A 13,896-nucleotide genomic window follows, 5' to 3' on the forward strand; every position below is an offset into this window, starting at 1 on the left:
AAAGTGGACAAGCCTTACTAACCACATAATGACATGGGGTATAAAAAACAAGGGCGAGTACGGAAAATAGTCGCCCAAACTCAATAAATTACACTGAGCTGACTTACTAGAGCTTAAATCGGTGCACCAGTTCGCCTTGCTGGTTAGCCAGAGTGGAGAGGTTCTGACTGGTCGCGGCTATCTCGGCCATTGCTTGGTAGCTCGAATCGGCGATAGCGTTTATCTCTTCGATGTTTCGAGCAATATCATGGGTGGTTTCGCTTTGCTCGTTGGCGGCTTGAGCAATGTGACCACTCATCTGACTGATTTCCATGATCAAGCCTTGAATCTCTTCCATTGCGCTATTGGCGCTGGATGCTTGTTCAACCGACAACACCATATCATCCATACAGCTCTGAATAACTTTGTTCGCCGAGCTTGAACTGCCTTGAAGGTTGCTGATCATGTTTTCTATTTCAGAGGTCGACTCTGTTGTTCGTTGAGCCAACACACGGACTTCGTCTGCTACCACGGCAAAGCCACGTCCTTGCTCACCCGCTCGCGCCGCTTCAATCGCAGCGTTGAGAGCCAATAAGTTGGTTTGTTCAGCAATATTGCGAATAACATCGAGGATGCTACCAATTTTACCGCTCATGGTTTGTAGATCTTTCACGGCATCCACTGACTGATTCAATCTGGTTTCAAGCTGATTAATCGTGGTGATGTTGCTGCCCATGATTTGGCGACCAGATTCTGCGGAAATCTCTACTTTCTCAACCATTTGTTGTGAGTTTTGCGCACTTTGAGCGACTTCTTGGACAGAATGCGCCATTTCAGTCATCGCTGTCGCAACATTGGCTGTTTGCTCACGCTGTTGGCTGAGTTGACTTTGTGCTTGTGTCGAAGTGGTTTGGTTTGTCTCTGCGGTCTGGGTCAGATCATTAGAGGCATCATTAAGTCGAACGAGGATGCCATGCAGGTTCTCAGCCAGTGAATTGATATGGCTACTAACCTTGCTGAACTCATTATTGTAGCGGGTGTCGATTCGCTGCGTCATATCGCCTTGGGTCAATGACTCAAGTGTGCCAAGAATTCGCGTAAGAGGCTGACGAACACTTTGGGCGATGTGATAACCGATACCAATTGCCATTACAATAACCACGGCGCCAATCGAAATTGAACGTAATACGCCTTGTTCATAGACTTGACCCGCTTCCTCAAGTGAGGCGGTTAAACCTTGTTGAGCAATTTCGGAGAAAGAGGTCAGTAAGGCCATGGTTGCGTCGACTTGTTCTGTCAGATTGGAAATGTTGGCATAAAGTGCATCTTTGGCTATTAGGTAGGTACTGTGTTGATCGAGTACCCCACCTTTTTGACCGACGTCGCGAGTAAATTGTTGTACAGACTCGTCGAAGGCATTTTTAATCTCAGGCATCTGAGCAGTCAGGCCTCGATATGCATAATTGAGGTGAGTGACGGCTTTCTTGTTTTTTGCCACAGCTTGGTTAACCAACTCGGTATCACTGCTGGCTAACGCGTCTGATGTCGTGAGCTCGGCATCCTTGAGTTTGGTGAAGTAGCTCTTAGCCATGACTTTTACGGAGATACTACTTTGGTCATCAACGTACTCCTTCATGCCAAGAGTTAATTCCGAATGTAAACGTTGGAATTGGCGAGTGGACTTTTGAACTTGGGCTTGCGCTTCAAACATCGCGCGGTAGTTAGCCATTGCTTGTTCGGCTTCGGCGAAGTAACCCTGTTCCATCTCTCTCAACTGAACGAGCGATTGCTCCAATTCAGTCTGACCGCTACTTACTTTTTGTAACGCGTCGAGTTGTTTGCTGTAGGCCTGTTTGGTCGCGACAAATTGTTCAGCCAACTGATCCATACGTTCGAAGCTTTGAGTCGTCAAAAAGTCTTTGAAAAGTTTGTCAGCAGACAACAGAGCGACACTAGTATTGTTGGCTTGTGAGACCAAGGGTAAAGAAGTGTTGGACACCTCTTCGAAATTTTTATGAATTTGCTGCATTCCCCGCATCATCATTAACGTGGTAATGATGAACAAAACAATGATCAATGCAAAGCCCGCGTACATACGCCTAATTACTGAGCCTTTCATAGACCTCTCCCTAAATTAATAAAGTCTTAAAAAAGTAACAAAAAGGAAGTCATTGTATTGATTACGAGACGCGCATTTTATGACGCACAATACAAAATTAGATACGGTAGTTTATCCGTACGCCGTTTAAGAGTAGTGAACACTGTTTTTTATTGTGATCTTGCGAAGCTTGACGCATACTCGAAAGCATTCATTTAATAACACCATAAAGATGGAGTGCTTCATGGCTGAAGAAACCATTTTCAGTAAAATCATCCGCAAGGAAATTCCAGCAGACGTCGTTTATCAAGATGATTTAGTCACTGCGTTTCGTGATATTAACCCACGTGCGCCAAGTCATATCCTTATCATTCCTAACAAGCTTATTGCGACAGTGAATGACGTCGCAGATGAAGATGAATTGGTAATGGGGCGCATGTTTACGGTCGCGCGTAAGCTTGCAAAAGAAGAAGGTATTGCCGAGAACGGTTATCGTCTCATCGTAAACTGTAACGCACACGGTGGTCAGGAAGTTTATCATATCCACATGCATCTAGTCGGCGGTCGCCCGCTAGGCCCAATGCTGATGAGCTAATACCGTCATTGACGATTCCGAACCAAAACGGACTGTTGTTGTCCTAGAACTACATCAAATTAAAGCATGGTCGGTGTAACCATGCTTTTAGCATAACTTTGGGGTACGAAGTGCATAACCACATTCGACTCGCGTTCATTTTGGGGTGCTCATTAGCGCTCTCTGCTTGCGCAAACTTATCTGCAGGTAATCTCTTTAGTCATTACAGTGCACAAAATGGCGAGTTACATCAGTTAGTAAAAAGCGGTGATTACCAACAAGCGGAGGCGGCTCTGCCTGACTACGTCGCAGGCGATATTCTGGATAATTTTGAAAGTGGTCGAGTCTACTTTCTGAACCAGCAATATCCTGAGAGTAAGGAAGCGCTTGGGCTAAGTGATAGAGCTGTTCGAGTTCAGCAAGATCAAGCGACTGTGTCAGTCACTCAAAGTGCGATGAGCCTGAGTGCGTTGGCGGTCAATGATAATCTCAACACCTACCAACCTGCTGACTACGAACTTGGCTTTCTCCATCTCTATCTAGGATTAAACTACCTGAAGCAAAATGACTTGGAGGGGGCTTTGATTGAGATGAGACGAGCCAACCAAGTTCAGGAGCAAGCGCGTAAGGATCGAGAAAAAGATCTCGAGTCAGCCCAGAATCAGATGGAGCAACAGGGTTTAACGCCAAACTTAGGCTCTGTATTGTCGAACTACCCAGACGCAGGCAAAACCCTTCAGGCGGTACAAAGTGGTTATTTACTTTATTTATCGGCTTTACTGTATGAAGCTGACAATGATTTGAACAGTGCTTATGTTGATTACCGCCGAGCGTTGGCCGTAATGCCGGATAATCAGCAAGTCATAGATGGCACCAAACGAGTGGCAAAGCGTCTCGGCATGAGAGAAGACTTGGTAAAGCTCGAACAACGTTACGGCAAGGCCAGTTACTTAGAGAGCGGCAAAGGAAGGGTCATCGTCATTGATGAACGTGGTGTTGTTGAGGCATTGCAGGGCTGGAAACAAGCTTTGCCGTTATATGACAGTCGCGGAGATGGCGCGTGGTATTCTATAGCCTTGCCATATTATCCTCAGGTGCAGAGTGAGGCTTTTTCACCAATAACCTTGAACAATGACCATCTTAGTGGAAGTCTGTTGACGGATGTTAACTTGATGGCACAACGCGACTTGTCTGAACGTATGCCGTCGATCGTGATTCGACAGGCGTTGCGAGTTTGGGCTAAGGATCAATTGAGGAAAGAAGCGGCTAAAGGTGATGATGTCGGCAACCTGCTGTTCAATGTTTGGAACACGTTAACAGAACAACCCGACACACGTAGTTGGCTTACTCTGCCTGGTGAGATATACAGCGCTAGCGCTGTCGTTGAACCGGGTGAGCAAAAAATGAAGATTAATGGTCAGGACTACACCTTTAATGTCGAAGCTGGTCGAACCGCGTTAGTTTGGCTGTCTCGTCAAGGTGAGAGTTCAACCATCTGGCATAAACAGTTAGGGAACATACGATGAAAAAATGGCTTATTTCAGCAGTGATGGCATTAACTCTGCTAGGTTGTGCAGAGAATACCGCTGGGCTTCGTATTGATGGAGCGTCACAAACCGTTTTATTTGGTGACAATGTACTTGCCGGTCGCTTAACCATAGACGATATATCGACCACTCAGGTGGATGGTAGAGCGCGAGGCGTAGTTCGATTAATCAGTCAGTACACTGGTGACCAGTATGTCCAATACCGTTTTTACTGGTATGACGATCAAGGTTTAGAAGTTAACAACAAGCAAGGACCATGGCGTCAGGCAGTGATTCGTGGTACTGAAGAGATTTCAATTTCTGAGGTATCTGTCAATCCAAACGGAACCCAGTTCCGAGTACAGATTCGTCAACTTAATAATTAACAATATAACTAAACTTTAGAGATTTAAGGAACCAACAATGAAGAAAAGTGTTATTGCATTACTTGGTTTAGCTGTCGTTTTGGGTGGTTGTTCAAACCAAGTAAGCTACGGAGACGCTCAAGCCGTTGAAACAACAACGATTGACTTTGGTTCAACTGACCTACAGAAAATCGCTGGTGAAATGGTCGACAGCATGATGATGTCTGGTTCTGTTTCCGCTATTACACGAGATTCGCGTCCGATCGTGTTTGTCGAGCGTATCAAAAACAAAACCAGTGAGCATATTGATACTGAATCCATCACCGATACCATCAGTACTAAGATGTTGAATTCTGGTAAATTCCGCTTCGTCGATATGGATCGAGTGGAATCTGTTCGTGAACAATTGAACTTCCAGAATAACGATGAACTCGTCAATCAAAGTACCGCTATTCAGTTTGGTAAGATGGTTGGCGCCCAGTACATGCTTTACGGAAACCTATCTAGCATCGCGAAAAATGCAGGTAGCGACAAAGACGTTTACTACAAGATGACAATGCGCCTGATGGATCTTGAAACTGGCTTGATTGAGTGGGCGGACGAAACAGAAATCCGTAAACAAGAATCGAAAAGCTTTTTAGGCCTGTAATGGCTCTCTAAGCGGAAGGAGTGAACTATGGCGCGTATGTCTTGGAATGAAGCATGTTCTCTGGACCGTTCATTGTCGTCGTTAGATCACTTCTTCGCTATGCCCCCTGATTATGCCCAAACGCTAACCGGGGGGCTGACAAATCGTTGTTGGAAGGTAGTGAGCAGCGACGGTCAAGCCTATGTATGGCGACCCACTACCCATATTACCCAAGCCTTTTCGATATCTCGTTTTCAAGAGTATCAAATCCTCTCCGCTATTGAATCCAGCCATTTGGCTCCGAAAGCCATTCATATCAACGATCAAGGACTACTGGTTGATTGGATTGAGGGGCAACCCTTGACCAATGATCTCACTTTTGACTCGTTATTAAAGACAATGGTGAAAGTTCATGAAGTCGATATTAAGTGCATTCCCGTAGCGCCTTTTAATTATACGGCGCGAGTGGATCACTATTGGATGTTGCTTAATGATGAATACAAAGTGGATCCTTATCTTGCTATCTATACTCAGTGGCGTTCGGCACCGAGTCTTGCCGATGTAGGGCATACCTTGTGTCATTTTGATTTAGCTGGCTACAACATGGTCAAGACAGAGCAGGGTAATAAGGTTATCGACTGGGAGTATGCGGCAATTGCCGATCCGCGTCTTGATCTGACGTTGAGTATTGACGTCATGGAAGAGAAGCCACTTGAAGCTGTGTATCGTTACTGTCAGTTACGTGGAGTTGAAGGTGTTGATGACTGGGTTGAAGGTGTTATGGCTTGGAAGCCGAGAGCAACCATGATGGCCATGCTATGGTATTTACTGGCATACCAGTTATGGGGCGATGAACAATATTTAACCCAAGCGCGTGCACTGAAAGAGACGTTTTGTTGCTAAGATCACTGTTTAGTGTATTCGGTCAGCGAATCTCATAATGACGACTTTTAAACCTTAGTTTTCGTGGTAGATTTAAACCACAAGGATCGGGGGATATACAATGATTATTTATTTACATGGTTTTGATTCGACCAGCCCAGGCAACCACGAAAAAGTACTGCAACTGCAGTTCATCGACGATGACGTGCGTTTTATCAACTACAGTACTCTCCATCCAAAGCACGATATGCAGCACTTACTCAAAGAAGTACACAAAGTTATCGAGCAAGCAGGTGATACTCAGCCGGTGATATGTGGTGTGGGTCTTGGTGCTTACTGGTCAGAACGAATTGGCTTCTTGTGTGGTATTAAGCAAGTCATGTTTAATCCGAATCTTCATCCTGAGCTAACCATGCAGGGGCGAATTGACCGTCCAGAAGAGTACGAAGATATTGCGACTAAGTGCGTCTCTGAGTTCAGAACCAAGAACAAAGGCCGCTGCCTAGTGATTTTATCGAAAGAGGATGAAGTACACGACAATCGTAAAACCGCAGCTGAGTTAGAAGATTACTACGACATCATCTGGGATGAAACGCAGTCTCATAAGTTTAAGAAGATCTCTCAGCACCTCAAAACGATAGAGGCATTCAAAAAGAGTTAAACACCACTATTTTGTTTAAAGCGGCATGAAATCACTAGTGCCGCTTTTTTTTGTTCTAAATCTATGCTGAGAATATAAATATCGCTGAGATAAGTGCAATCTTTGGTTGCGTGTCCTATTAAGCTAGATATAATGAGCTAATTACAAATTTTTTGATAAATATCAAAAAAAATTGAGAGCGGATGGAAAATCTGCCCATCAACGAGTGATTGTTTTAACAATTGGCTCGGAGTCTAATGACTCTTTATCCATTAGCATGTCACATTTTATGTCCCTCTAGGTCGGAACCTCTGATGGGTTAAAACCCTAGGTGTCCCAAAAATACAGAATTCCATCGAGGCGGAATACCGACTCGATTAAGTTTTATTATAATTTTGAGGAGAGATGCTGTGACACGAATTATCGTAGTAGGCGGCGGTGCAGGTGGTCTTGAGCTTGTGACTAAACTTGGTCGCACATTAGGCCGCAAAGGACGAGCAAAAGTCACCTTGGTTGACCGCAAGGCAAGCCATTTATGGAAACCACTTTTGCATGAAGTTGCGACAGGCTCATTGGATGAAGGCGTTGACGCGTTAAGCTATCGCGCACACGCAAAAAACCACCACTTTGACTTTCAAATGGGCGGCCTGCAAGATATCGACCGTGAGCGTAAGGTCATTAAGCTTTGCGAACTGAAAGACGAGCACGGTGAACTTTTGATCCCGAGCCGCGAGCTAGAATATGACATTCTAGTGATGGCGATTGGCTCCACTTCAAACGACTTTAACACTCCTGGTGTGCGTGAACACTGTATCTTCCTTGATAGCCCTGAACAGGCTCATCGTTTCCGTACAGAAATGAACAATGAGTTCCTTAAACTCCATGCTAAGAACGGTAACGGTACGGTTGATATTGCCATCGTCGGTGCGGGTGCAACGGGGGTAGAGCTTTCTGCTGAATTACACAATGCTGTCAAAGAGCTAAGAACGTATGGTTTTGGCGATTTAGATTCAAGCAAGTTGAATGTCAATCTTGTCGAAGCGGGCGAACGTATTCTTCCTGCTTTGCCTCCACGTATCTCTTCAGCAGCACATCAAGAGCTGACTAAATTGGGGGTGAATGTTCGCACCGCGACCATGGTAACCCAAGCTGATGAAGATGGTCTGACGACAAAAGATGGAGATAAGATCCCAGCTCAGATCATGGTGTGGGCTGCGGGTATTAAAGCACCAGATTTCATCAAAGATATTGCAGGTCTTGAGACTAACCGCATCAACCAGTTAGTGGTTAAAGATACACTACAAACCACTCGTGATGATGACATTTTCGTTATTGGTGATTTGGCTCAGTGTACCCAAGCCGATGGTTCATTTGTGCCACCACGCGCTCAGGCTGCACACCAGATGGCGACCCGAGCTTTCTACAATATCGTCGCGAAGCTGAACGGTCGTGAGCTAAAACCTTATGTCTACAAAGACAAGGGTTCATTGGTGTCACTGAGCCGTTTCTCTACGGTAGGTAGTTTGATGGGGAACTTGACCAAAGGCTCAATGATGGTTGAAGGTCGCATTGCTCGTGTGGTTTACATTTCACTATATCGCCTCCACCAGATGGCGTTGCACGGTCTATTTAAGACCGCGCTGATCATCTTGATGGGTCGTATTAACCGAGTTCTACGACCAAATTTAAAGCTTCACTAATAAGCTTCATGTGTAAAAAAAGAGCGCTTAGCGCTCTTTTTTTTATGTGATGGAATTGGTCACGGAATGATCGAGTAAACCAAGCCATCTTGAGCAAGACCATCAAATATAAACCGATTTCTCGCACGCGTTTCAAATAGCCCACCACATTTCTCGATCAGCTTTTGACTGGCTAGGTTCTCAGGGGAACAAACCACTTCTATACGCGTGACTTTTAGCTGTGAAAAGCAAAACTCAATGAGGGCGTTGACAGCAGCAGTACCGAGCCCTTGACCTTGATAATCGTCAGCAATCCAGTAGCCAATGCTCGCCATATTAAAGGTGTGATAGAGTTCGTTGATCGCCACCATTCCAATGAGCGCATCGCTTTTGCGGCAGAAAACACCAAACCCGTAGGCTTCGGATTTTACCCAATTCAGTCTGGTTGCGAGGATAAAACGCTCTGCATCATCATTGGTGAAATCTGCATGGCACCAATCAACCCATCGATGAAGGGTGAGGGAACGCACGATACAAGACTGCAACTTATCGCTGTCTGAACTTTCGATAAGGCGCAAGATTAGTCTGGGTGTAATGATTTGGTAATCTGGGCTCATAAAAGAATAGCCCTCAGTAGAGGGCTAAAAGCAAGATTAGTTAACACGGCGAACCTGAATGATCATGCCCATAAGTGGGTGATCGAGGAAGTGTGTTTCACTGCTGCGCATACGACGCTTCTGATCGAGTCGGTAGCTCTTGAGATACTCCTCTTTGTGAACGATGGGAGTGACATCCTCCATCAGTCCGATCTGAACAACCTGATTTTCGTCGCTGCTCTGATCACTCAGTGATTCGGGTTGATGCTCTTCTAACGTGACTTCACGTACGCTTGGCGCTTTAAGGTCGAGTTCAACGTCAGCATACAGATAATGTTCTACGTAAATCTGGAGTTTTCCGTCTAGTTGATAGATGGCTTTAGGAATAGATTGCTCTGTGACGCCCTCTAACACCTGTTGGCCAGTCGTGCCGATCATTGAGCCGTCAGTATTAAACTTGCTTGAAAAGTCATAGCCAGCTTGAATGTGGAAGGTCGGGGCAGACAGTCTTCCCTGATCACCTTGACGCCATGCTTTATGCATCAACACTTCAAAACCAGCGTGCTGCTTGAGCTTTTGCACTTCATCGGTTAGCGCATACTCTGAATAAGGGAGCATTTGCACCCCTTTTTTTGCACGATAGCTCGCATCCGCAAATGTTCCAGCTCGTTCTAAATCGATTTTTGGCAGGTTAGCCGGCCATGATTCAGCGGTTTGCTCCGCATCAACGGCACGTTTAAAAATGATCACTTCGATATCGAATTGACGCTGCGCCATTGACGGCATTGCTACAAGCATTAGCAACAGCGGGATCAGTTTCTTCATTGCAACTCCATGAAAAGGTGCATGGCACCTTAATTTAATTTTGTAAACACTCAAGCCTTAGGTAATAGATTCTGCTGGAACTCGCCCAGCATGTCATTAACAAATTGAATGCGTTTGCGTCTATCCACTAATGGTATCGTAAACTTGAACTTAGTTGGTCCATCCATTGCGAATTTTTGTGGCTGAGATTGCAATAGTTTAACCAAATACATAGGGTTAATGTCAGCATCCGGATAGAATTCAATAAAGCCCCCTTTATCGTGAGCCTCAATCTTCTTCACTTTTAGTGATGCTGCTTTCAGTTTAAGTTGTGCGACTGAGAGTAGATTTTGAGTTGCTTCAGGCAACAGACCAAAACGGTCAATCAGTTCAATCTTCAGTTCGCCTAACTCATCGTCAGTACTGACACTCGCTATCTGTTTGTACATAGAGAGGCGAGTATTGACGTCTGGTATATAGTCGTCAGGCAACAGTGCTGGTAGACGCATCTCGACTTCAGTTTGTTCACGCAGCAATTCATCAAGTGACGGTTCTTTGCCTTCCTTGAGTGCTTCTACTGCTTGTTCCAGCATCTCCATGTACAAGGTAAAACCGACAGACTGAATCTGACCACTCTGCTCATCTCCAAGTAGTTCACCCGCGCCGCGGATTTCTAAGTCATGGGTGGCGAGGGTAAAGCCAGCGCCCAAATCCTCGAGCGAAGCGATCGCCTCCAAACGTTTGACCGCATCTTTTGTCATCGCTTTGGGATGTGGCGTGAGGAGATAAGCATACGCCTGATGATGAGAGCGACCAACGCGTCCACGTAACTGATGAAGTTGAGCCAAACCAAGGTTATCGGCACGATCCATGATGATGGTATTGGCGGTTGGAACGTCAATACCCGTTTCAATAATCGTGGTACACACCAACAAGTTGAAACGCTGGTGGTAGAAATCGTTCATGATTCGCTCGAGTTCGCGTTCTCGCATTTGTCCATGTGCGACGGTGACACGGGCCTCTGGAACCAGTTTTTCTAAGTCAGCAGCCACCTTTTCAATGGTCTCGACCTGATTGTGAAGGAAGTACACTTGACCGCCGCGCATAATCTCACGCAGTACCGCCTCTCTCACCACCGCATCATCACTTTGGCGGACGAAGGTTTTGATTGCTAAGCGCCTTGCAGGTGGCGTCGCGATAATGGACAGATCACGCATACCACTCATCGCCATGTTGAGGGTACGTGGAATCGGTGTGGCGGTCAGAGTTAAGATATCGACGTCAGCGCGCATCGCCTTCATTTTCTCTTTCTGACGAACACCAAATCGGTGCTCTTCATCAACGATTAGCAGACCAAGATCCTTAAACTTAATATCGTTGGAGAGCAGTTTATGGGTACCGACCACTAGGTCGACTTTACCGTCCTCGATATCCTGCAATACGAGTTTCTGCTCTTTTGCGGTTTTAAAGCGAGACAGTACTTCAACACGTATTGGCAGATTTGCGAAGCGGTCACGGAAGTTTTCAAAGTGTTGCTGAGCGAGTAGAGTGGTTGGAACCAAGACTGCCACTTGCTTTCCGTTGTCCGTAGCGACAAAGGCGGCGCGCATGGCAACTTCAGTTTTGCCGAAACCTACGTCGCCACACACTAGGCGATCCATGGCTTTTGCCTGGCACATATCCGAAAGTACCGCATTAATTGCCATCGATTGATCATCCGTTTCTTCAAACGGAAAGCCAGCTTTGAAAGTGGCGTATTGACCACGGTCTAAGGCAAATTTATAGCCCGGCTTGAGCTCACGTTTTGCATAGACGTCAAGCAACTCCGCAGCGACATCACGTACTTTCTCTGCGGCTTTACGACGCGCTTTAGCCCACGCTTCACCACCCAGTTTGTGTAATGGGGCACTCTCTTCTGCACCGCCTGAATAGCGGCTAATTAGGTTGAGTGATGCCACTGGCACATATAGCTTAGCTTCATTTTGATATTCAAGGGTAACGTACTCGGTCGTCATCCCTCCTGCCTCGAGGGTTTGCAAACCTATATAGCGCCCAATACCGTGGTCGATATGCACGACAGGTTGACCGGTTTGCAGTTCAGCAAGGTTGCGAATGACCGCATCGCTATTGGTGACTTTGCGATCTTTACGGCGACGTTGAATGACACGGTCACCGAGCAAATCGCTTTCACAGATTAAGGCGAGTTGATCATCACCATAGACAAACCCGTGTTCTGAGGAACCGAGGATAAAACTGAATTTGGCTTGGCTACTCAGTGCCTGCTCAAAATTTTCAGCTGGTTCTGGGCGTAATTTTATCCGTTGTAATAGCTCAAGTAGGGCTTCACGGCGACCTTCGGATTCGACAGAGAAGACGACTTTTCCTTTGAAGGACTCGCTAAACTGGCGAAGGGCAGCCATGGGTTCTTTGTTCTGATGCTGAACCGCTAATTCAGGTAAGGGTGCGATGTTAGGATTGAATCGTCCTTGTTTTTCACTGACAGGGTCAACAAACAGTTTGGCTTGTGGTAACTGTTTGAATTGACTAAAGAGTTCATCCTTTTGCAGCCAAAGCTCTTGCGGTGGTAACAGTGGGCGCAGTGGATCGATTTTGCGCTGATCGTAACGATAGTCAACATCGGTCAAAAAGGTATCAATAGCCGATTCTAAGTCACCGACGGTGACTAGTAAGCTATCTTCAGGTATGTAATCAAACAGAGTTTCGCTGTGTTCGAAGAACAGTGGCTGCCAATATTCGATGCCCGCAGGCCATGTGCCTTTCGAAACCTGCATGTAGACGGACTCGGGTTCGCGGCGGGCTTCGAAGCGTTGACGCCAGCGAATACGAAAGTCTTCAATTGCAGATTCAGAGGTCGGAAATTCGTGAGCAGGTAACAGGCGGATTTCCTTAGTATCTTCAATCGAACGTTGATTTTCAGGATCGAACGTGCGAATCGTATCGATTTCATCATCAAAGAAATCGATACGATATGGGTCACTTGAGCCCATAGGGAATAGATCGAGAATCGACCCTCGGCTTGCGTATTCACCAGGACCAAAGACTTGGTCGACATTACGGTAACCGGATTTTTCCAACTGAAGTCTCAGCTTCTCTAAGGAGAACAAATCGCCTACTTTAACCATTAAGGTATGCTGCAAGAGAAACTCTCGTGGAGACTGACGTTGCAGCAGCGTGCTGACAGGCACAATGGTGATACCGGATGTCTGTGTCGGTAATTGATACAAACGGGAAATTCGGTCAGAGATGATTTCCTGATGAGGCGAAAAACTGTCGTAAGGCAGCGTTTCCCAGTCAGGAAAGAGGGCAACTTCATGACGAGAGAATTGTTCAATCTCTTGTTGTAGTTTCAGAGCCGTTTGAGGATCCGGTACCGCAAGCAGTGTGTGGGCACCATGACGTTCAGCTAGCTCTGCAATGGCGAGTGCTAAACTGGCACCACGCAGATTTCCGAACTGTTTTTTGTCTCCTGCGCCATCTGGGCATGCGAGATTAAGTAAAGATGAGTTAGACATAATGAAAGTCGTTATTTGTCGCGGTTTAGTGAACGCTGGCGAAGTAGTTTCTGCTGTTGGTATAGCGCGGCTTTAATTAGCAGGTCTTGGTCAATGTCTCTGAGTCGACCGTACTTAACAGTGATTAAGTGGGTATCGCTATTGGTCTCAATGTTGGCAACATGGCCATAGCAATAAATTGCCGCAGCAGGATGATCGAGAAACATTTTTATACGCAGCGTTGTGCCAAGCTTAATCACGGAGTCTGACATATAGGTAAACTGACTCGCACCAAATGAATGGGTGTGATGACGCAGCGTGGCATCATCTTGCTGTGACAACATGAAGGTAAGGAGTAAATTCAGCTTAGAGTTTTGAGTATCAAGCAGTTGAATGACATGTTTGAATTCGCTGTTCTTAAGTTCACCACGTGCATTGTCATTGAGTAAGTCGAGATTGCTGAACTCACTGGCGACGATGAAAGGCGCGGGGATTTCCGCTTCAAATTTTTCTGCGCTTGGCAACGATTCGTTGTCTGCCAATGGCTCAATATTAACGGTGATGGTGTGATTAACGGTAAAGAACTCTTGGTCAGACATGCTCGATTCCTTAT

Annotated in this window: 12 protein-coding genes; 7 read left to right on the forward strand and 5 right to left on the reverse strand. The window is 46.0% G+C overall.

All coding sequences use genetic code 11. From position 1 onward, the window contains the following. Positions 1 to 106: 106 nt before the first annotated feature. Positions 107 to 2,098: a methyl-accepting chemotaxis protein gene (locus QTN94_RS01175; RefSeq protein ID WP_331426596.1), complete on the reverse strand. Its 1,992-nt coding sequence runs from the start codon at positions 2,096 to 2,098 to the stop codon at positions 107 to 109. 223 nt (positions 2,099 to 2,321) lie between these two features. Here QTN94_RS01175 and hinT point away from each other — a divergent pair, with 223 nt between their 5' ends. The 7 genes from hinT (at position 2,322) to QTN94_RS01210 (ending at position 8,392) form a co-directional block, all read left to right on the forward strand. After that, positions 2,322 to 2,672, forward strand: a complete 351-nt coding sequence (gene hinT, locus QTN94_RS01180; protein WP_138973333.1) for a purine nucleoside phosphoramidase — start codon at positions 2,322 to 2,324, stop codon at positions 2,670 to 2,672. Positions 2,673 to 2,782: 110 nt separating this feature from the next. After that, positions 2,783 to 4,177: a COG3014 family protein gene (locus tag QTN94_RS01185; RefSeq protein WP_331426597.1), complete on the forward strand. Its 1,395-nt coding sequence runs from the start codon at positions 2,783 to 2,785 to the stop codon at positions 4,175 to 4,177. Further along, positions 4,174 to 4,563 (forward strand): YcfL family protein, encoded by a 390-nt coding sequence (locus tag QTN94_RS01190; protein WP_331417294.1) that lies wholly within the window; start codon positions 4,174 to 4,176, stop codon positions 4,561 to 4,563. Before QTN94_RS01185 ends, QTN94_RS01190 begins: the two co-directional genes overlap by 4 nt. Before the next feature lie 37 nt (positions 4,564 to 4,600). Beyond that, positions 4,601 to 5,191 carry a penicillin-binding protein activator LpoB gene (gene lpoB / locus QTN94_RS01195; protein WP_138973330.1) on the forward strand — a complete coding sequence of 197 codons (591 nt, stop codon included), beginning with the start codon at positions 4,601 to 4,603 and terminating at the stop codon, positions 5,189 to 5,191. Between the two features lie 27 nt (positions 5,192 to 5,218). Beyond that, positions 5,219 to 6,073, forward strand: coding sequence for a phosphotransferase (locus QTN94_RS01200; RefSeq protein WP_331426598.1), 855 nt, complete (start codon positions 5,219 to 5,221; stop codon positions 6,071 to 6,073). A gap of 100 nt (positions 6,074 to 6,173) precedes the next feature. Next, on the forward strand, positions 6,174 to 6,713 hold the full coding sequence (gene ycfP / locus QTN94_RS01205) for an alpha/beta hydrolase YcfP (protein WP_138973328.1): 540 nt from the start codon (positions 6,174 to 6,176) through the stop codon (positions 6,711 to 6,713). 389 nt (positions 6,714 to 7,102) lie between these two features. Next, entirely contained in the window at positions 7,103 to 8,392 is a 1,290-nt protein-coding gene (locus tag QTN94_RS01210; protein ID WP_138973327.1) for an NAD(P)/FAD-dependent oxidoreductase, read from the forward strand. A gap of 59 nt (positions 8,393 to 8,451) precedes the next feature. Here the strand turns inward: QTN94_RS01210 and QTN94_RS01215 are convergent, their stop codons facing one another. Genes QTN94_RS01215 through QTN94_RS01230 form a run of 4 tightly spaced genes read right to left on the reverse strand, consistent with a single transcriptional unit; the run spans position 8,452 to position 13,882 of the window. After that, the gene (locus QTN94_RS01215) at positions 8,452 to 8,988 is read right to left on the reverse strand and encodes a GNAT family N-acetyltransferase (RefSeq protein ID WP_331417298.1); all 537 of its coding nucleotides are present in this window, start codon (positions 8,986 to 8,988) and stop codon (positions 8,452 to 8,454) included. Between the two features lie 36 nt (positions 8,989 to 9,024). Further along, positions 9,025 to 9,792: a peptidoglycan binding protein CsiV gene (locus tag QTN94_RS01220; protein ID WP_331417299.1), complete on the reverse strand. Its 768-nt coding sequence runs from the start codon at positions 9,790 to 9,792 to the stop codon at positions 9,025 to 9,027. A gap of 50 nt (positions 9,793 to 9,842) precedes the next feature. Beyond that, a complete protein-coding gene (gene mfd, locus QTN94_RS01225) occupies positions 9,843 to 13,304 on the reverse strand; it encodes a transcription-repair coupling factor (RefSeq protein WP_331417300.1) in 3,462 nt (1,153 codons plus the stop codon). An 11-nt stretch (positions 13,305 to 13,315) separates the two neighbouring features. Then, a complete protein-coding gene (locus tag QTN94_RS01230) occupies positions 13,316 to 13,882 on the reverse strand; it encodes a PilZ domain-containing protein (RefSeq protein ID WP_138973323.1) in 567 nt (188 codons plus the stop codon). Positions 13,883 to 13,896: the final 14 nt, after the last annotated feature.

Source organism: Vibrio sp. M250220 (assembly GCF_036533795.1).
GTDB lineage: Bacteria > Pseudomonadota > Gammaproteobacteria > Enterobacterales > Vibrionaceae > Vibrio.

What these genes read in the sequence shown, in the direction of transcription:
- QTN94_RS01175 (WP_331426596.1), bottom strand. Translation starts at nt 2,098, where the DNA reads ATGAAAGGCTCAGTAATTAGGCGTATGTACGCGGGCTTTGCATTGATC.
- hinT (WP_138973333.1), top strand. Translation starts at nt 2,322, where the DNA reads ATGGCTGAAGAAACCATTTTCAGTAAAATCATCCGCAAGGAAATTCCA.
- QTN94_RS01190 (WP_331417294.1), top strand. Translation starts at nt 4,174, where the DNA reads ATGAAAAAATGGCTTATTTCAGCAGTGATGGCATTAACTCTGCTAGGT.
- lpoB (WP_138973330.1), top strand. Translation starts at nt 4,601, where the DNA reads ATGAAGAAAAGTGTTATTGCATTACTTGGTTTAGCTGTCGTTTTGGGT.
- QTN94_RS01200 (WP_331426598.1), top strand. Translation starts at nt 5,219, where the DNA reads ATGGCGCGTATGTCTTGGAATGAAGCATGTTCTCTGGACCGTTCATTG.
- ycfP (WP_138973328.1), top strand. Translation starts at nt 6,174, where the DNA reads ATGATTATTTATTTACATGGTTTTGATTCGACCAGCCCAGGCAACCAC.
- QTN94_RS01215 (WP_331417298.1), bottom strand. Translation starts at nt 8,988, where the DNA reads ATGAGCCCAGATTACCAAATCATTACACCCAGACTAATCTTGCGCCTT.
- QTN94_RS01220 (WP_331417299.1), bottom strand. Translation starts at nt 9,792, where the DNA reads ATGAAGAAACTGATCCCGCTGTTGCTAATGCTTGTAGCAATGCCGTCA.
- mfd (WP_331417300.1), bottom strand. Translation starts at nt 13,304, where the DNA reads ATGTCTAACTCATCTTTACTTAATCTCGCATGCCCAGATGGCGCAGGA.
- QTN94_RS01230 (WP_138973323.1), bottom strand. Translation starts at nt 13,882, where the DNA reads ATGTCTGACCAAGAGTTCTTTACCGTTAATCACACCATCACCGTTAAT.